The sequence below is a fragment of the Citrobacter sp. Cm046 genome (assembly GCF_030333065.1).
Taxonomy (GTDB): domain Bacteria; phylum Pseudomonadota; class Gammaproteobacteria; order Enterobacterales; family Enterobacteriaceae; genus Citrobacter; species Citrobacter murliniae.
On record NZ_JAOWGP010000044.1, the window covers coordinates 382,042 to 400,298 of the forward strand.

At 52.4% G+C, this 18,257-nt stretch carries 15 protein-coding genes; 8 read left to right on the top strand and 7 right to left on the bottom strand.

From position 1 onward, the window contains the following. Window positions 1-74: 74 nt before the first annotated feature. A complete protein-coding gene (gene rlhA, locus OGX98_RS19750; RefSeq protein WP_048221409.1) occupies window positions 75-2,036 on the top strand; it encodes a 23S rRNA 5-hydroxycytidine C2501 synthase in 1,962 nt (653 codons plus the stop codon). Between the two features lie 3 nt (window positions 2,037-2,039). Here rlhA and OGX98_RS19755 read toward each other — a convergent pair whose 3' ends face one another. From OGX98_RS19755 to OGX98_RS19770, 4 genes are all read right to left on the bottom strand, one after another. Beyond that, on the bottom strand, window positions 2,040-2,270 hold the full coding sequence (locus OGX98_RS19755; protein ID WP_200011080.1) for a DUF2554 family protein: 231 nt from the start codon (window positions 2,268-2,270) through the stop codon (window positions 2,040-2,042). 188 nt (window positions 2,271-2,458) lie between these two features. Further along, window positions 2,459-2,584 carry a DUF2474 domain-containing protein gene (locus OGX98_RS19760; protein WP_071828945.1) on the bottom strand — a complete coding sequence of 42 codons (126 nt, stop codon included), beginning with the start codon at window positions 2,582-2,584 and terminating at the stop codon, window positions 2,459-2,461. Then, the gene (cydB, locus tag OGX98_RS19765) at window positions 2,584-3,594 is read right to left on the bottom strand and encodes a cytochrome d ubiquinol oxidase subunit II (protein WP_286595816.1); all 1,011 of its coding nucleotides are present in this window, start codon (window positions 3,592-3,594) and stop codon (window positions 2,584-2,586) included. The genes OGX98_RS19760 and cydB overlap by 1 nt, the downstream gene beginning before the upstream one ends. Continuing rightward, entirely contained in the window at window positions 3,594-4,997 is a 1,404-nt protein-coding gene (locus tag OGX98_RS19770; protein ID WP_045443300.1) for a cytochrome ubiquinol oxidase subunit I, read from the bottom strand. Before OGX98_RS19770 ends, cydB begins: the two co-directional genes overlap by 1 nt. Window positions 4,998-5,164: 167 nt before the next feature. On the opposite strand from OGX98_RS19770, the gene OGX98_RS19775 reads away from it, so the two are divergent. The 6 genes from OGX98_RS19775 to patD all read left to right on the top strand — a co-directional run bounded on the left by OGX98_RS19775 (window position 5,165) and on the right by patD (window position 12,271). After that, the gene (locus tag OGX98_RS19775; protein WP_045443122.1) at window positions 5,165-6,574 is read left to right on the top strand and encodes an aminotransferase-like domain-containing protein; all 1,410 of its coding nucleotides are present in this window, start codon (window positions 5,165-5,167) and stop codon (window positions 6,572-6,574) included. 328 nt (window positions 6,575-6,902) lie between these two features. Beyond that, complete coding sequence (ydcS, locus tag OGX98_RS19780; RefSeq protein ID WP_045443119.1) at window positions 6,903-8,048, top strand: putative ABC transporter substrate-binding protein YdcS; 1,146 nt, start codon at window positions 6,903-6,905, stop codon at window positions 8,046-8,048. 16 nt (window positions 8,049-8,064) lie between these two features. Continuing rightward, window positions 8,065-9,081: an ABC transporter ATP-binding protein gene (locus tag OGX98_RS19785; protein WP_284096830.1), complete on the top strand. Its 1,017-nt coding sequence runs from the start codon at window positions 8,065-8,067 to the stop codon at window positions 9,079-9,081. Beyond that, entirely contained in the window at window positions 9,082-10,026 is a 945-nt protein-coding gene (locus tag OGX98_RS19790; protein ID WP_048221413.1) for an ABC transporter permease, read from the top strand. Beyond that, window positions 10,016-10,822, top strand: a complete 807-nt coding sequence (locus tag OGX98_RS19795) for an ABC transporter permease (protein WP_045443109.1) — start codon at window positions 10,016-10,018, stop codon at window positions 10,820-10,822. Before OGX98_RS19790 ends, OGX98_RS19795 begins: the two co-directional genes overlap by 11 nt. A gap of 21 nt (window positions 10,823-10,843) precedes the next feature. Continuing rightward, window positions 10,844-12,271: an aminobutyraldehyde dehydrogenase gene (gene patD, locus OGX98_RS19800; protein WP_225760944.1), complete on the top strand. Its 1,428-nt coding sequence runs from the start codon at window positions 10,844-10,846 to the stop codon at window positions 12,269-12,271. A gap of 367 nt (window positions 12,272-12,638) precedes the next feature. On the opposite strand, the gene yncL is transcribed toward patD, so the two are convergent. Beyond that, on the bottom strand, window positions 12,639-12,734 hold the full coding sequence (yncL, locus tag OGX98_RS19805; protein ID WP_071828932.1) for a stress response membrane protein YncL: 96 nt from the start codon (window positions 12,732-12,734) through the stop codon (window positions 12,639-12,641). A 192-nt stretch (window positions 12,735-12,926) separates the two neighbouring features. Between yncL and OGX98_RS19810 the strand changes: the two genes are divergently transcribed. Continuing rightward, entirely contained in the window at window positions 12,927-13,100 is a 174-nt protein-coding gene (locus OGX98_RS19810; RefSeq protein ID WP_136345510.1) for a GhoT/OrtT family toxin, read from the top strand. 19 nt (window positions 13,101-13,119) lie between these two features. On the opposite strand, the gene OGX98_RS19815 is transcribed toward OGX98_RS19810, so the two are convergent. Together OGX98_RS19815 and OGX98_RS19820 are read right to left on the bottom strand one after the other, a co-directional pair. Next, on the bottom strand, window positions 13,120-15,279 hold the full coding sequence (locus OGX98_RS19815) for a virulence factor SrfC family protein (RefSeq protein WP_286595818.1): 2,160 nt from the start codon (window positions 15,277-15,279) through the stop codon (window positions 13,120-13,122). Next, on the bottom strand, window positions 15,276-18,257 hold the full coding sequence (locus OGX98_RS19820; protein WP_048221415.1) for a virulence factor SrfB: 2,982 nt from the start codon (window positions 18,255-18,257) through the stop codon (window positions 15,276-15,278). The genes OGX98_RS19815 and OGX98_RS19820 overlap by 4 nt, the downstream gene beginning before the upstream one ends.

An 18,257-nucleotide genomic window follows, 5' to 3' on the forward strand; every position in this document is an offset into this window, starting at 1 on the left:
GAAAACTATTCCGAAACGTTGCGCTTCTGACTACAATAGCCGCCATTTTGCCGCTATTGGATGGTAACAACTGTATGCGTCAGCAACCTCATCGCCTTGAACTGTTAAGCCCGGCCCGTGATACCGCGATTGCGCGCGAAGCCATTTTACACGGCGCAGATGCCGTATACATTGGCGGTCCCGGTTTTGGGGCGCGTCATAATGCCAGCAACAGCCTGAAAGATATCGCTGATCTGGTGCCTTTTGCCCATCGTTATGGGGCGAAAATTTTTGTGACGCTGAATACGATCCTGCATGATGATGAGCTGGAACCCGCGCAGCGGTTAATTACCGATCTGTATCAAACCGGCGTTGACGCGTTAATTGTGCAGGATATGGGGATACTGGAACTGGATATTCCCCCTATTGAACTGCATGCCAGTACCCAGTGCGATATCCGTAGTGTAGAGAAGGCGAAATTTCTCTCTGACGTCGGATTCACCCAGATTGTACTGGCGCGGGAATTAAGCCTTGAACAAATTAGCGCTATTCATCAGTCCACAGACGCTACCATTGAGTTTTTTATTCATGGTGCGCTGTGCGTGGCTTATTCAGGCCAGTGCTATATCTCCCATGCCCAGACTGGCCGCAGTGCTAACCGTGGGGATTGCTCTCAGGCCTGTCGCTTGCCATATACCCTGAAAGACGATCAGGGCCGCGTGGTGTCATATGAAAAACATCTGTTGTCGATGAAAGATAACGATCAAACCGCCAATCTCGGCGCGTTGATTGATGCGGGTGTGCGGTCCTTCAAAATTGAAGGTCGCTACAAAGATATGAGCTATGTGAAAAACATTACAGCACATTATCGGCAGATGCTGGATGCGATAATCGAAGAGCGGGGCGATCTGGCCCGGGCTTCTGCGGGGCGAACTGAGCATTTCTTTACTCCCTCCACGGAAAAAACTTTCCACCGTGGCAGCACCGATTATTTTGTTAACGCCCGGAAAGGGGATATCGGTGCTTTCGACTCACCGAAATTTATAGGTCTGCCCGTCGGAGAAGTGCTGAAAGTTGCGAAAGACCATCTTGATGTTGAGGTGACGGAACCGCTGGCGAACGGCGATGGCCTGAACGTGTTAATTAAACGTGATGTGGTAGGGTTTCGGGCTAATACGGTGGAAAAAACGGGACACAACCGTTATCGGGTCTGGCCGAATGACATGCCTGCCGATCTGCACAAAGTTCGCCCGCACCATCCGCTGAACCGCAATCTCGATCATAACTGGCAACAAGCGTTAACCAAGACGTCCAGCGAACGCCGGGTGGCGGTAGATATTGAGCTGGGCGGCTGGCAGGAGCAGTTGATCCTGACGCTCACCAGTGAAGAGGGCGTGAGTATTACCCATACGTTGGACGGCCTGTTTGAAGAAGCTAACAATGCGGAAAAAGCGTTGAGTAATTTGCAGGATGGCCTGGCAAAACTGGGGCAAACGCTCTATTACGCCCGCGATATTCAGGTCAATTTGCCGGGGGCGCTGTTCGTACCGAACGGGCAACTCAATCAGTTCCGGCGTGAAGCTGTAGATATGCTGGATGCCGCTCGTCTGGCCAGTTATCAGCGTGGCTGCCGTAAACCTGTTTCCGAACCGGCACCGGTGTATCCACAAACGCATCTGAGTTTTCTGGCGAACGTTTATAACCATAAAGCGCGTGAGTTTTATCACCGTTATGGTGTCCAGTTGATTGATGCCGCTTATGAGGCACATGAAGAAAAAGGTGACGTCCCGGTAATGATCACCAAGCACTGCCTGCGTTTTGCCTTCAATCTGTGCCCGAAACAGGCAAAAGGAAATATCAAAAGCTGGAAAGCGACTCCAATGCAACTGGTCAATGGTGATGAAGTTCTGACGCTAAAATTTGATTGCCGACCGTGCGAAATGCACGTTATCGGCAAGATTAAGCATCACATTCTGAAAATGCCGTTGCCGGGTAGCGTTGTAGCTTCTGTCAGCCCGGAAGATCTGATGAAAACGCTGCCAAAACGTAAAGGCTAAGCATTAACTTAAATGTGTATCGGGCTTGCGTGATTTTAGCCAGTGATGATGCTCACGTAGATCGGCGGCGGACTCTTCCGCCGTCACACGTAACTCATCGCTGTCGGCTGAGTGGCGTAATAAATGATCGGCATCCTGTACCTGAAGATATTCATGTCCCTGATTAGAAGCGAAAAGCTGGCCGGAGAAAAGCGCGCTGGCCAGCAATAACACCGTTAACCCTTTCTTAAACATCATGCAGCCTCTGGTACGTAATAAACAGAAATGGCGATAATTTCGCCTGGTGACTATTTCAATATTTATTCGGACCAAAGGCAACATCTGTTTCGCAAACTCGGCAATTATTACTGAGTTGTTTAATAATCGTTTGAATTTTGAGTTTCCGGGAAGTGCGAGCACAACCCGGCTTGAATCACAGTGTCCTAGGACTTAAAACCTGCCGCCGTCATCAACAGACGGAAGAACATGCCAACGCCAGCGAGCGCCAGCACACTTCCCCCCCAGAGGATCACCAGCCACATCAGGCGTTTCCAGATCGATTGCTGCATCAATGATACCCCTCACCATGTTGAACTTTGCCGCGAAAAACGTAATAGCTCCAGAAGGTGTAAACGAGGATTATGGGGATAATCAGCAGTGCACCAACTAACATGAAGCCCTGACTCTGCGCTGGTGCCGCAGCCTGCCAGAGGGTAATTGACGGTGGAATAATATGCGGCCAGATACTGATCCCCAACCCGCTGAAACCCAGAAAAATCAAGCCGAGTGTCAGCACAAAAGGCACTGCATGGCAGCTTTGCTGGCCCAATGTGCGCCAGATCCACAGACTGATAAGCGCAACCAGTACCGGTACTGGCATCAGGAACCACAGATTCGGCAGGCTAAACCAGCGCTCGTAAATGGCGCTGTGTGCCAGTGGCGTCCAGAGGCTGATAATGGCAATCACGACCAGCAGTGTGAGCAGCAGTTTTTTTGCCACGTTGCGCATTTTATCCTGCAACGGGTTTTCGCTTTTCATGACCAACCATGTTGCTCCGAGCAGAGCATATGCGACAACCAGCCCGACTCCGCAAAACAGCGTGAAAGGTGTCAGCCAGTCGAATGGTCCACCGCTGTAGCTGCGTCCGGTGACTGAAAAACCGTTGAGAACAGCACCAACAACAACGCCCTGGGTGAAGGTCGCGAGGATTGAGCCGCACAGAAAGGCTTTATCCCAGAATGGTCGGTGAGCCGGTGTAGCCTTGAAACGGAATTCAAAGGCGACGCCACGAAAAATCAACCCTATGAGCATCAGCGTTAACGGAATGGTCAGCGCATCGACAATCACGGCATAGGCCAGCGGAAAAGCGCCGAACAAGCCTGCGCCACCGAGTACCAGCCAGGTTTCATTCCCGTCCCATACCGGTGCCACGCTGTTGACCATCACGTCCCGATCGTCAGCATCCTGAATGGCGGGGAATAAAATGCCGATCCCGAGATCAAAACCGTCCATCACGATATACATCAGCGTGGCGAACACGATGATAACAAACCAAATAACTGATAAATCAATACCCATTAGCGGAGCACCTCAGGTTGCGAATCGAGGACCGCAGCTGAAAGCGGCCGTGCAGGAGTGCCTGATGGCGGGATGGTCGGCGGATCTTCCTGAGGCCCTTTGCGGATCAGGCGGATCATATAGCTGTAACCCACGCCGAAGACCGAGCTGTAAACCACAAAGAAGGCCAGCAAACTGATGCTCATATGCAGATCGCCATGCGCGGAAACCGCATCCGCTGTACGTTGTAGCCCATAAACTACCCACGGCTGACGTCCCACTTCGGTGGTGACCCAACCTGCAAGAATTGCAATCAGACCTGAAGGTCCCATCCACAGCGCGAATCTCAGGAAGGGACGCGAAGTGTATAAACGCTGTCTGTAGCGTAGCCAGAGCGCGAATGCGCCCAGCAGGATCATCAGCATGCCTAAGCCTGCCATAATACGAAACGACCAGAACACCATGGTGGAGTTAGGGCGATCTTCTTTCGGAAACTCTTTTAACGCCGGAACCTGTTTGTCCAGACTATGCGTAAGGATCAGGCTTCCCAGTGCCGGGATAGCCAACCCGTAACGGGTACGTTCCTGCTCCATGTCAGGCCAGCCGAACAGCAGCAGTGGAGTCGGTTCGCCTGGCGGGTTTTCCCAGTGTCCTTCAATGGCTGCAATTTTCGCGGGCTGATGCTTAAGGGTATTCAGTCCGTGCATGTCACCAATCAGCGCCTGGAGTGGGGCGACGATCAATGTCATCCACAGCGCCATGGAGAACATGGCCCGAATAGCCGGGGTGTTATTACCGCGTAATAAATGCCAGGCAGCTGACGCGGCGACAAACAGGGCGCTGCTGAGGAATGCTGCGACGGACATATGTAGCAGTCGATAAGGGAATGAAGGATTGAAAATGACGGCAAACCAGTCCACTGGCACTACCTGTCCATTGACAATTTCGTAGCCCTGCGGCGTTTGCATCCAGCTGTTTGATGCCAGGATCCAGAAGGTAGAGATAATGGTCCCCAGCGCGACCATACAGGTGGCAAAGAAGTGCAGGCCGGGTCCCACTCTGTTCCAGCCAAACAGCATGACACCAAGGAAACCCGCTTCCAGGAAGAATGCGGTTAACACTTCGTAGGTCAGTAATGGCCCGGTGATACTGCCAGCGAACTCAGAAAAGCCGCTCCAGTTGGTACCAAACTGGTAAGCCATGACCAGACCCGATACGACACCCATGCCAAAGTTAACGGCAAATATTTTAGACCAGAAATGATACAGCGACCGCCAGGTCGGATTTTTCGTCTTCAGCCAAAGACCTTCGAGTACCGCCAGATAGCTGGCAAGTCCGATAGTTATAGCCGGAAAGATAATGTGAAAGGACACCGTAAACGCGAACTGGATCCTCGCCAGGTGAAACGCGTCAAGACCGAACATGCTTAACTCCGCAGGAAAAATTGATTTAGCGCAATTCTAAGCCTGGGGAACAGCGGGGGGCAGAAACAGAACTGTTCTTTTTAACCATAACAGTTATAAAAAATAAGTTGATTATGTAAACTGATATACATCGTGGTTATCACCGACACCGGATATCAGGACGAAAAATGAAAAAGTATCAGCGGCTGGCGGAACAAATTCGCGATCAAATTGCGTCTGGCGTATGGCAGCCAGGCGATCGCCTGCCATCCTTGCGTGAGCAAGTGGTAAGCAGCGGAATGAGTTTTATGACCGTCGGACACGCTTACCAGCTACTGGAAAGCCAGGGACGGATCATTGCCCGACCGCAGTCGGGTTACTATGTTGCTGCACGTCCCGAGCGTGAGGTTTCAATACCGCAAGTGCAGGTCATGCGTGATGAAGCCGTGGATATCAATACCTATATTTTTGATATGTTGCAGGCTAGTAGGGATGCATCTGTTATGCCATTTGCTTCCGCATTCCCCGATCCCCGCTTATTTCCCTTGCAGCAGCTTAACCGTTCGCTGGCGCAGGTAAGCAAAACAGCCACAGCCATGAGCGTTATCGAAAACCTGCCACCGGGTAATGCTGAACTGCGTCACGCTATCGCACGGCGTTATGCTCAGCAGGGGATCACTATTTCGCCCGATGAGATTGTGATTACCGCAGGTGCGCTTGAAGCCCTCAACCTGAGTTTGCAGGCGGTGACTGAACCGGGTGATTGGGTTATTGTCGAAAACCCCTGTTTTTACGGTGCGTTGCAGGCCCTGGAACGACTGCGTCTGAAGGCGCTTTCAGTGGCCACTGATGTAAAGGAAGGTATCGACCTTGTCGCATTGGAACTGGCATTACAGGAGTATCCGGTAAAAGCCTGCTGGTTGATGACCAACAGTCAAAACCCGCTTGGCTTTACGCTCAGCGCACAGAAAAAAGCCAGTCTGATTGCATTGCTGGAAAAATATAACGTCATGCTGATTGAAGATGACGTTTATAGCGAGCTTTACTTTGGCCGTGAAAAACCGTTGCCCGCAAAGGCCTGGGATCACGGCGACAGAGTGCTGCATTGTTCTTCGTTTTCGAAATGCCTGGTGCCAGGATTTCGTGTTGGCTGGGTTGCCGCAGGAAAACATGCCCGCCGCATTCAGCGACTCCAGTTGATGAGTACCTTATCAACCAGTTCTCCAATGCAGCTTGCACTGGTGGATTACCTGTCCACGCGGCGTTATGACGCGCATCTGCGTCGGTTACGCCGTCAACTGGCAGAACGCAAACAGCAGGCCTGGCAAACGCTGCTTCGTCATCTTCCGGCGGAAGTCAAAATTCACCATAACGACAGCGGCTATTTTCTGTGGCTGGAACTGCCCGAGCCACTCGATGCGGGGGAACTCAGTACTCAGGCGCTGGCCCACCATATTAGTATTGCGCCAGGTAAAATGTTCTCAACATCGGGGACCTGGACACGTTTCTTTCGCTTCAATACCGCATGGAACTGGGGAGAGCGCGAGGAGCAGGCAGTGAAATTGCTCGGGAAATTAATTCGCGAGATGATGAAATAATACCGAACGTGCTATTCAATATAAAAGAATAGTGCGTTCTTATTTTCGAAATAACGAATGCCAGGCCACAAAGTTATTTATATCGAGTGCCACCATACAAAATATCAATAGTTGTTGGTATTACCCCCTGCGCATCTAACTCCTTGTCTATACTACAGAAGATTTAGTCATCCTGCCAGAGCCCACGACGTAATGAGCGTTAGCTCACAACCTGATTAAATTTCCTTGCGCCAGCAGGAACGCTTACGACACCCCGACTATTTTTAGGAAAGGACATATATTTACGGCAAGGCTGCCGCTCAATATTTTTCGACAGGAGTAAGATGTTATGAGCAAGCAATTTGCCCTCAGTAGTCTGTGTGCCCTCAGTATGACGCTGATGACAGCCCATGCAGCCGAACCCCCCACATCATTAGATAAACCGGAAGGCCGCCTGGATATTATTGCCTGGCCGGGTTATATCGAACGTGGACAAACCGATAAACAATATGACTGGGTCTCACAGTTTGAGAAGGACACCGGTTGTGCGGTCAATGTGAAAACAGCGGCCACCTCAGACGAAATGGTCAGCCTGATGGCAAAAGGCGGTTATGACCTGGTAACGGCTTCAGGTGATGCTTCACTGCGTTTGATTATGGGGAAACGCGTTCAACCTATTAACACAGCGCTTATCCCTAACTGGAAAACTATCGATCCGCGCGTCGTAAAAGGTGAGTGGTTTAACGTTGGTGGGAAAGTCTATGGCACGCCATATCAGTGGGGGCCAAACCTGCTGATGTACAACACCAAAACCTTCCCGACACCGCCGGATAGCTGGAACGTGGTGTTTGTGGAACAAAACCTTCCTGACGGGAAAAGCAATAAAGGGCGCGTACAGGCTTACGACGGTCCAATTTATATTGCTGATGCCGCGCTGTTCGTTAAAGCCACTCAGCCACAACTGGGCATCAGCGACCCGTATCAACTCACTGAAAAACAGTATCAGGCGGTCATTAAGGTTCTGAGCGATCAGCATGCATTGATCCACCGCTACTGGCATGACACCACCGTGCAAATGAGTGATTTCAAAAACGAAGGTGTCGTGGCTTCCAGCGCCTGGCCGTATCAGGCTAACGCCCTGAAAGGTGAAGGCCAGCCGATCGCGACCGTATTTCCAAAAGAGGGCGTTACCGGCTGGGCTGACACCACTATGCTGCACAGCGAAGCGAAACACCCGGTTTGTGCGTACAAATGGATGAACTGGTCATTAACACCGAAAGTACAGGGCGATGTTGCCGCCTGGTTTGGTTCTCTGCCTGTTGTGCCGGAAGGCTGTAAAGCTAGCCCACTTCTGGGTGAAAAAGGCTGTGAAACCAATGGGTATAGCTTTTTCGACAAAATCGCTTTCTGGAAAACGCCCATCGCAGAAGGTGGGAAATTTGTACCGTACAGTCGCTGGACGCAGGATTACATAGCCATTATGGGCGGTCGCTAATTCCGCTGGGGGTTTTATGACGTACGCAGTGGAATTTGACAATGTCTCACGACTTTACGGGGATGTTCGTGCAGTCGATGGGGTCAGTATTGCGATTAATGATGGTGAATTTTTTTCTATGCTGGGGCCATCCGGCTCCGGCAAAACCACCTGTCTGCGTCTGATAGCTGGCTTCGAACAGCTCTCTGGCGGCGCAATTAAAATTTTTGGTAAACAGGCCAGCGATTTGCCGCCCTGGGAACGGGATGTCAATACCGTTTTCCAGGACTATGCGTTGTTCCCGCACATGTCGATCCTCGACAACGTGGCCTACGGGCTGATGGTCAAAGGTATTGATAAAAAACAGCGCCATGCTCAGGCCCGTGAGGCGCTGGAAAAGGTGGCGCTCGGCTTCGTTTATGAACGTAAACCGTCACAGCTTTCCGGTGGGCAGCGTCAGCGTGTGGCCATCGCCCGTGCGCTGGTTAATGAACCGCGCGTTCTGCTACTGGATGAGCCGCTCGGCGCGCTGGATCTCAAGTTGCGTGAACAGATGCAACTGGAACTGAAAAAACTACAGCAGTCTCTTGGTATTACCTTCATTTTTGTCACGCACGATCAGGGAGAAGCGCTGTCGATGTCCGATCGTGTAGCGGTGTTTAATAACGGTCGTATTGAGCAGGTGGATTCGCCGCGTGAACTCTATATGCGCCCACGCACACCTTTTGTGGCGAGTTTCGTGGGGACATCAAATGTCTTCGATGCGGCGATGTCGGCGAATGTTTGTGGGCTGCAGGGCATGTATTCACTGCGCCCGGAACACATTCGGTTAAACGATTCCGGCGGCGAGGTTCAGGCTCGGGGGATTATCCAGGCGGTGCAGTATCAGGGGGCAGCGACACGGTTTGAGCTAAAACTCGCTGGCGGTGAAAAATTACTGGTCAGTCAGGCAAACCTGACAGGGGAAATGCTGCCAGCAACGCTGTCACCGGGCCAACAGGTGATGGCATCGTGGTCGCGTGACGTGATGGTACCGCTGGTTGAGGAGAGGTGAATGGCTATGAATGTCTTACATTCACCTGTGCAGTCGACAAACCTGAGCAAGATAACGGGTTTTTTCTGGCGTAATCCGGGCTTTGGGTTGTTTTTGCTGCTGCTCGGACCGTTGATGTGGTTCGGAATCGTCTACTTTGGCTCATTACTGACGCTATTGTGGCAGGGTTTTTATACCTTCGACGATTTTACCATGTCAGTTACGCCAGATTTGACGCTGGCCAATCTACAGGCGCTGTTTAATCCGGCAAATTACGACATCATTTTGCGAACGCTGACGATGGCAGTAGCTGTCACTATTGCCAGCGCTATTCTGGCGTTTCCGATGGCGTGGTATATGGCGCGTTACACCAGCGGCAAGATGAAGGCCTTTTTTTACATCGCGGTGATGCTGCCAATGTGGGCCAGTTATATCGTCAAAGCCTATGCGTGGACGCTGCTGCTGGCAAAAGATGGTGTGGCGCAGTGGTTTTTAACTCATCTTGGGCTGGAGCCAGTGCTGACGGCTTTTCTGACGTTGCCAGCTATCGGGGGTAACACACTGTCGACGTCGGGATTAGGGCGCTTTCTGGTTTTTGTCTATATCTGGCTTCCGTTTATGATTTTGCCGGTACAGGCTGCGCTGGAGCGGTTACCGCCATCGTTACTACAGGCTTCGGCTGATCTGGGGGCTCGTCCGCGCCAAACCTTCCGTTATGTGGTGCTTCCGCTGGCGATTCCGGGTATTGCGGCCGGATCGATCTTTACCTTCTCGCTGACGCTGGGGGACTTTATTGTTCCTCAACTGGTGGGACCGCCGGGGTACTTCATCGGCAACATGGTCTATTCGCAACAAGGGGCTATCGGCAATATGCCAATGGCGGCGGCATTCACCCTGGTGCCGATTGTCTTAATTGCACTGTATCTGGCGTTCGTGAAGCGTCTGGGAGCTTTCGATGCACTCTGAACGCGCACCTTTTTTACTCAAACTGGCTGCATGGGGAGGCGTGATTTTTCTGCACTTTCCCATCCTCATCATTGCCACCTATGCTTTTAATACCGAGGAGGCTGCTTTTAGTTTTCCACCCCAGGGGTTAACGCTTCGTTGGTTTAGCGTTGCGGCGCAGCGCAGCGACATCCTTGAATCAGTGACGTTGTCACTTAAAATTGCTGCGCTGTCGACGGCCATCGCCCTGATCCTGGGAACGTTGGCAGCGGCTGCACTGTGGCGCAGGGACTTTTTTGGCAAGAGTGCAATATCGCTGTTGTTGCTTTTGCCGATTGCATTGCCGGGCATTATTACTGGCCTGGCGCTGCTGAGTGCGTTTAAAACCATCAATCTGGAACCGGGGTTCCTGACGATCGTTGTGGGACATGCGACGTTTTGTGTGGTGGTGGTTTTTAACAACGTCGTGGCGCGCTTTCGCCGCACTTCATGGAGTCTGGTTGAAGCATCGATGGATCTGGGTGCCAACGGCTGGCAGACCTTCCGCTATGTCGTATTGCCGAATTTAGCGTCGGCACTGTTGGCGGGTGGCATGCTGGCGTTTGCTTTGTCGTTTGATGAAATCATCGTGACAACGTTCACCGCCGGACATGAAAGAACGCTTCCTCTATGGCTGCTTAATCAATTGGGACGTCCACGCGATGTTCCTGTCACCAACGTTGTGGCATTGCTGGTCATGCTGGTTACAACACTGCCAATTTTAGGGGCCTGGTGGCTAACGCGTGAAGGCGAAACTCTCGCCGGAAACGGTAAATAAACGACAATATGGGAAATTGCTATGCAACATTTATTACTGATTAACGGTGAGCTGGTCGGCGGTGAAGGTGAAAAGCAGCCAGTTTACAACCCTGCGACCGGAGAGCTTATCCTGGAAATTGCGGAGGCGTCGGCTGCGCAGGTTGATGCCGCCGTTCGCGCTGCGGACCATGCGTTTACGGCATGGGGACAAACCACGCCGAAAGTGCGATCGGAGCTCCTGCTTAAACTGGCGGATACCATCGCAAACAATGCCCGAACATTTGCTGAGCTGGAGTCTCTCAACTGCGGCAAGCCGTTGCACTGTGTGCTCAATGATGAAATTCCAGCCATCGTGGATGTTTTCCGCTTTTTTGCCGGGGCTGCTCGTACCTTGCACGGGTCGGCTGCCGGGGAGTATCTGGAAGGGCATACGTCAATGATCCGCCGGGATCCGCTCGGGGTGGTGGCATCTATTGCCCCATGGAACTATCCGCTGATGATGGCTGCATGGAAACTGGCACCGGCGCTGGCGGCAGGTAACTGCGTGGTAATCAAACCTTCAGAAATTACGCCACTTACGGCGCTGAAACTGGCGGAATACGCGAAAGATATCTTCCCGGCAGGTGTCATTAACGTCCTGTTCGGTAGAGGCGCAACGGTGGGCGATCCGCTGACCGGACATGAAAAAGTGCGTATGGTTTCGTTGACGGGCTCCATTGTGACCGGGGAGCACATCATTCAGCATACCGCGCCTACGATTAAGCGCACACATATGGAACTGGGTGGAAAAGCGCCAGTCATTATTTTTGATGATGCCGATCTGGATGCTGTCGTTAATGGTGTGCGAACGTTTGGTTATTACAACGCCGGACAGGATTGCACAGCGGCTTGCCGTATCTATGCACAAAAGGGGATTTATGATGCGCTGGTTGAAAAACTGGGCGCGGCTGTCGCCAGCCTGAAAACCGGGGCGCCGGATGATGAATCAACAGAACTGGGGCCATTAAGTTCAAAAGCACACCTTGAGCGCGTGGCAAAAGCAGTAGAAGAGGCCAAAGCACTTGGCCACATCAAAGTCATCACTGGCGGTAAAAAAGTGGAGGGAGGTGGCTATTATTTTGCTCCGACGCTGCTGGCAGGGGCGAAGCAGGAAGATGCCATCGTTCAACGGGAAGTCTTTGGCCCGGTGGTTAGCGTGACCGTCTTTGATGACGAAGAACAGGTGCTGGCGTGGGCAAACGATTCGAAGTACGGGCTGGCGTCGTCTGTCTGGACGCGGGACGTTGGTCGCGCACATCGGGTAAGTGCTCGTCTGCAGTATGGCTGTACCTGGGTCAATACCCACTTCACGCTGGTGAGTGAAATGCCGCATGGCGGACAAAAACAGTCAGGTTATGGCAAAGATATGTCGGTTTACGGGCTGGAGGATTACACGGTTGTTCGGCATGTGATGATCAAACACGAGTAAAATCTTCAGTCGCGAACAGTGAAAGAGGCACGGATAGCTAAATATTGGCAAACGTGTCTCTATACTATGCGCGCCACTGGCCTCGTCGCCATTGGACGGCGGTAAGTTGGAATTATCCGCGAGGTCAGACTAATTTCGCATTAAACGGGACCTTGTTCCCGAACCACAAATTCCCCCCATAAATGCATTACTGAACAGCATACACACATTGCCAGGTTTTATTATTTAATGCCGCAGAAGGATTAGGGATATTACGCATTAAGGATAATTTACGGGATGGCGGTGGAGTGGGAAGATCACATACTAATGGCAGAGAGAACGCCATCTCTCTGCCAGCAGGCGCTGCAATTAATCAACACGAATCACATCACGCAAACCAGCCGAACCTTACGGATATCAGGCTGAAAAGTCCTACAGCAGCAAATATATTTATCAGCACAACAGTTTTACTGGAAACATTCATTTTTGCCACCTTTCGATTTAACCCCTATGGGTATAGTACGGGTTAAGACGAATCGCAATAGTACCCATTCTGAACATTGTGGTAACAGGGGGTTTTTCAGGCGTTTTTCTGAAAAAAATGAATAAAACTTGATGTGAGTCATAAAAAAGAGCATATTGCGCGCGATTTTCCCCTCTGGCCTGGATGCCCCAAATGTCTTTGTACCAAAAAATGCTGGTTTTTTATGCGGTGATGGCCGCAGTCGCGGCTATCATCACCTGGTTTCTATCCCGCGATAAAAAGCGTATTCGCTTTCTGAGTGCGGTGTTAGTTGGGGCGACATGGCCGATGAGTTTTCCCGTCGCACTCCTGTTTTCTCTTTTTTGATGGCGGCGTTACCGCCGCTTCAGGTACTGAGCAAGGCGAGCAATTGTTTCCTGTCTGCCTCAGTAATATCTGAAGGATGTTGATAGCCCACATTCTCATTAGCACGAGTGTAGAGAGCAACCAGCCAGTCGTAAACATAACGGCTTGCACCATGCAGTGGCTGTTCATCCAGCTTTGTCAGACGGAACATAGGTTGTTGCACCGGCGCGCTAAAAATAGCCGTACCCTTTTGGATCCTGCTGGCTGGCCGCTTTTCCTCTGCTACGTTGGCATAGCCAAGCCAGGTAATAAAATCGCCGATATCGGCGTGCAACTGTGCCCCGCAGACGTTCTCGCGTTGCATAATACGCTGTAACTGCTGAGGCATCTGCAGTCTGTAGCTGGTCGTGACCAGTATGTCGGCAACCTGCCTTAACGTACGGGGTTCCAGGCGAAGACGTCGCGCATTATTCTCATTGCGGCACCATTGACGTACATGGTTGACCCACATTTTATGCGCCTGATATCCGGTTTCTTTATTCTCATGCTGATGCGATGTGTCCTGCACCTCAGCAAACAGATCGATCTCTTCATTAAATAAGCCACTGACCTGTTCTTCCCGTGGCTGCTGAATGCGTAGCAGAGACTCAAAACTGCGCATTGGCGGCAGCAGACCATCCAACAGCTCGCCATGTTTTGCCGCCTGTGCCTGTAACTGGCGGATCACTGATTCGCTCGCGCCGGATCCCTCATCAGCAACATTCAGCCAGGTGTTCAGGGTTTCGCGAATGCGCTGCTGGTACTGCTCGCGAAGGGAGGTCAATCGGGCCTCGCGCTGGTGCGGTGACGTTGCCTGAGACAACCATTCAACAAGTCGCTGAACACTATGTTTGTCCAGTGCCTGCAACGTGCCCCAGTGTAATCCGGGTTTGCCCATTAATTGTTGAACGGCTTCATCCAGGTTTTGCTGCGTAGTAAAACGTGCGTCCTGGGGAGTAATCGCCCATACCACGCCAGGCAACGCGGCATCATGCAGCGGTTGGGTATCGTTGACCCAACCCAGCAGCGTTCGGGTAATCGCTGGCGTCTGTGAACGCGTAGATACGGCATTGCAGATCACTAAGACATCCGGTTGTAGATGCTGGCGGTAATGTTCCAGCATCCAGCCTAATTTTGCACGCCACAACGGATGCGGGTGCGTATCAGGTGCAAGAGGAATATCCAGCAGATCCACATTGCCAAGCACATTGTCTTCAACTGTCAGTACCAGTTCACGCGTTAGCAGGGCCAGGGAGTCCAGCGAGAGGCTGACCGCATTGAGTAACTGATTATTATCAATGGGATGAACGACCACGTCGCTTTGTGCATCACTTCCGGTTAATGCTACCTGGGTCAGGAAGTTTTCGGCGGGCAAACCAAAATGGTCGACCAGCAAACTTAGCGGCGCGGCTATCTCTTGCGCATGACCGGTCTGCTGCAACGTGTGTGCCAGTGCCAGCCATTGCTGCGTTAGCTCCGGTTGTTCCCCCCACAGCAACGCCCATGCGTGTGCCCGGGTAGTCAGATCCAGTGCGGGAAGTAGCGTGGCAAAGTGATGCCATAATGCATCGTCAATTTGCTGCTGGCTGGAGGGAACACTGTTTCGCCAGAAGCGGCCGATTGCCGCCACATCTTGTGCGGAAACCCCCTGAACTGGATGACGCTGGCGCAGCGTCTGCCATTTTTCCAGTCGTGCTTCAATGATTGACCTCTCAACCTGGCGGTTGTCGGGTAATGAGCAGAACTGCGCGATAAACAGTTGTACCAGTTCTGCCTCACTCATCAACCGTAGACGCAGAGGCCATTCGCTATCAATCGGGTTTTCTTTACGCGTAAAACGGATCGCCATATTGGTCGGTGCATGTCCGGGGTTAATATGCGCAAAGTAATCAAAACTACGGTCCGGGGCGGTGATGTTCAGTTTGCCATTGTCATTGCTACACAGGGCGGATAACAGATGCGCTTTCGCCGGTTGAGAATGTCCATATAATCCAACACAACCTTGCGCGGTTAATGCCGCATTTAGCGCAGATTCATTAACTGCCGTCAGCGTTAGCTGAGCCAACAGAGCGTCCGCTTCATCATCAAGACGTGTCGTACGCTGACGTGTTTCAGTCACCCATTTGATGGCGGCTTGTGCGGTATTTAACATCTTGCTCATTTCAGGTACACGCTCCCGCTATCAATCCAGTAATGGCTGCCGCTATGACGACGGTCTGCCAGCGTATTCAGTTTTAACGTTAAGGCATTGGCGGCAACGGGTGTGCCATCCTGCAGCCAGGCATCACTCAGAACAAAGAATTCCGGGCCTGTCTCTTTAGTACCGCCGCGTAGTTGTAAGCGCACATTTAAGACGCCATCGCCAGCAATGGTTTTCGCCAGTTCGGCAGAGTTAATACTGAGCGTATACAGCGGAGTGGCGGGCCAGCGACTGTTAGCCAGTTGACGAAAACCTAACGTCACGTTGCCACGCAGCGGAAAGTGCAGACGGGTATCCAGTTTTGCCCCTGGCTTATCGAGATCGATATCGTGATACCAGATGTTCTCATCACGCAGCGTATTGACCGTATTATCCAGTACGCCAAGATAGCGTACGGTAGAGTACGCACCGATATCGGCGGCTTTAAAGTTAAAGCGTGGCAGGCGTAGATCCAGCGCCAGACTACACAGCATTGCACCAACGGCGGCGGTGGATTTCGGATTGCCAATGCGACCTTGCTGACTGAATGGATACCATTCATGTACACGGTAGTTGTCCATCCAGATCATGCGGTTAACCGGTACCGGTTGCAGATGACGGATCAGCGCTTGTACGCCTGGCAGGCAGGCGGGTCTGCCGGTGACTAATAAAATATCGCAGCGATAATGTGAAATGGCTTCGCAGACAGCGTGCAGTGGGGCAGTAAGGGTAAATTGTCCAGCCAGCAATGCCTCCTGGAGCTGCCTGAACTGTACCTGTAACGGGACACTCAGCAAGTCAAAGACTGGCGAACCCGACGGCAGCGCATGATCAATAGCCTGTTGAATGTAGTTCATCACATTGCGCGTTGGACGTTGAGACAGCAATTCGCCAAAAGTGGCATGCAGTCCTGCTACCGGATCGTTAATGTCGCTCTGCTCCCAGGCGGAGAGCACAGCATGACCGAGCGGCATAAAGAGCTGTAACGCCGTTTGCTGGCGTAAAATTGCCTGGGTGTCGATGCGCCCCGAATCGCCAAACAGCGTAGCCAGCAGTGCGGCGGCATCGGTGACGCCCGCCTGCTGTAACCGGGTTTGCAGAGCAGGTAACACACAGCGCTGAATCACATCCAGCAGCATGTCATCGCCGGCAACCTTGAATCCTTCACGAAACAGCAGGTGCGGCGTAATTTTGACATTCGCGCCAACGCCATCATCAAGCTGATAATGCACGACGGCCATATCCGTTGTGCCTCCGCCAATGTCGATTGATGCGACGCGCAGCGCGCGACCTTTGACTTCATCAGGCTCCGGCTGGCGATCCGGACGGGAGAGAGCGTTAAAGAATGATTCGGTGTGCCCGTCATAATGCGAAATGGCTTCGTTATACAACCACACCAGTTGTCCGCAGCTGGCTTCATCCCATTCCATCTGGATCTCCGGGACGGGAACCACGCTCTTTTCCTGCTGTTTGCGCGTGGTGAAATCTTCATCCTGCGGGTGCCAGCCCATCGCTTTCCAGACCAGGGCAATCGCTTCAAACATGCGCAGGCGGAAGATCTCGCGCTCCTGTTTTGGCATCGCAGAGGGCAGGGTGAGGATCAGCGTGCGCAACTGGCGTGGAGAGGCCGGGAATCCGAGGCGCAGACGTGTTGCCACGCTGTTAATTTGCCCCAGAGCCTGAGCCAGAATCTCGCACAACATATGCGTCATCAGCGTACTGCGGCTGTACTGCGGGGAGAAAACTGGCAGCCGGTCATCCTGTGGCAGACTAAACAGCGGTTGTCCGTCATCGTTCATCAGATTCATTAACGGAAAGGCCGTGGCAAGCGGTTCGCGCTGGGTTTTGCCATTCATCTGACTAAAGCGCCAGTCATGTAAAACGGGCGTTTCATCCCATAAATAACGGCGTGGGCTGGAGATCCCGCTGCTGCCTTCCGTCCCCAAACGCTGCATTGCCAGTTTTCGGGCTTCATCGCCGACGCGCACGATAGACGGCCAGATAAAGGCGTCATCGCGGCCACTTTCAACGGAAAAGTGCTGCTTACCAAAGCGCGCTTCGGAAAACTCCAGTCGGCTGGTGAACAGCGGATCGTTAAGAAACTGAGGTTCGCTTAACGAACGGACCTGCAGTTCAGCAGTCTGGCGCAGACCGTCATTGGCATCCCCGTGATCTTCAATCAATACACCGCAGGTATGGGTATTGCCGATATCTAAAATGAGATCGACAGGAATAGCGGGGGTGCTGAGGGTATGCGTGACCAACTTCACTTCCGGGACAGATAACTGTTCACCTAACAGTGCCAGCAAATTCAGCCAGTGCGCCTGATATTCGAAGTTACGCAGCGCCAGTTGGATCTCCTGCTCTGAACGGCTCTCTTCCTGCGTGACATGATGCAGGAAGGACTCTCGCAACCAGCCGTCAATCCAGGTCTGGTCGAGGAAATCTGCAATTTCGTTATCCTGCCAGGCCAGCGCAAATCGCGTTCCGTTAAGCAGGTCGTTTTCGTTTGGCGTCAATGCGGCTGGTGCGTGTTCGGCAAGCTGACTGTCCAGCGCGATAGTGACGCGGTGGGTGTTGCCTGCGCTGTCTGGCTGCGCCAGCTTTCGCACTTGTACGCGCGCCCAATTATCCGGGCCTTCGACAAACGTGCGGGGTGGGTTAAAACGCAGGAACGGCAGGGGTAACCAGACACCATCGAGTACGTCCAGCGAATAATGTAACGTCTGGGTACTTTCCGGCTTCACCACCTCAGGTTGTCCGCCGGTGTTACCTGGCAGGGTATAGCGTCCCGTTGTGAGATCGAAATCCAGCCTCAGCAGTGGGCCGTTTGCCGTTTTGCGAACGAAACGACCGTGGTGAGCGGATTCCTGCGGAGTCAGTCCGAAATCGAGAAACTGCACGCCGCTATTAGCGATGAGCGTTACGCTCTGTTTGTAATCACACAGATTGACCAACAT

Excerpts from the sequence above, each read along its gene's own strand:
- OGX98_RS19775 (WP_045443122.1), top strand. The coding sequence starts at position 5,165 with ATGAAAAAGTATCAGCGGCTGGCGGAACAAATTCGCGATCAAATTGCG.
- OGX98_RS19795 (WP_045443109.1), top strand. The coding sequence starts at position 10,016 with ATGCACTCTGAACGCGCACCTTTTTTACTCAAACTGGCTGCATGGGGA.
- rlhA (WP_048221409.1), top strand. The coding sequence starts at position 75 with ATGCGTCAGCAACCTCATCGCCTTGAACTGTTAAGCCCGGCCCGTGAT.
- OGX98_RS19755 (WP_200011080.1), bottom strand. The coding sequence starts at position 2,270 with ATGTTTAAGAAAGGGTTAACGGTGTTATTGCTGGCCAGCGCGCTTTTC.
- patD (WP_225760944.1), top strand. The coding sequence starts at position 10,844 with ATGCAACATTTATTACTGATTAACGGTGAGCTGGTCGGCGGTGAAGGT.
- OGX98_RS19760 (WP_071828945.1), bottom strand. The coding sequence starts at position 2,584 with ATGCAGCAATCGATCTGGAAACGCCTGATGTGGCTGGTGATCCTCTGG.
- OGX98_RS19815 (WP_286595818.1), bottom strand. The coding sequence starts at position 15,279 with ATGAGCAAGATGTTAAATACCGCACAAGCCGCCATCAAATGGGTGACT.
- OGX98_RS19785 (WP_284096830.1), top strand. The coding sequence starts at position 8,065 with ATGACGTACGCAGTGGAATTTGACAATGTCTCACGACTTTACGGGGAT.
- OGX98_RS19770 (WP_045443300.1), bottom strand. The coding sequence starts at position 4,997 with ATGTTCGGTCTTGACGCGTTTCACCTGGCGAGGATCCAGTTCGCGTTT.
- OGX98_RS19790 (WP_048221413.1), top strand. The coding sequence starts at position 9,082 with ATGGCTATGAATGTCTTACATTCACCTGTGCAGTCGACAAACCTGAGC.
- ydcS (WP_045443119.1), top strand. The coding sequence starts at position 6,903 with ATGAGCAAGCAATTTGCCCTCAGTAGTCTGTGTGCCCTCAGTATGACG.
- OGX98_RS19810 (WP_136345510.1), top strand. The coding sequence starts at position 12,927 with ATGTCTTTGTACCAAAAAATGCTGGTTTTTTATGCGGTGATGGCCGCA.
- cydB (WP_286595816.1), bottom strand. The coding sequence starts at position 3,594 with ATGGGTATTGATTTATCAGTTATTTGGTTTGTTATCATCGTGTTCGCC.
- OGX98_RS19820 (WP_048221415.1), bottom strand. The coding sequence starts at position 18,257 with ATGTTGGTCAATCTGTGTGATTACAAACAGAGCGTAACGCTCATCGCT.
- yncL (WP_071828932.1), bottom strand. The coding sequence starts at position 12,734 with ATGAATGTTTCCAGTAAAACTGTTGTGCTGATAAATATATTTGCTGCT.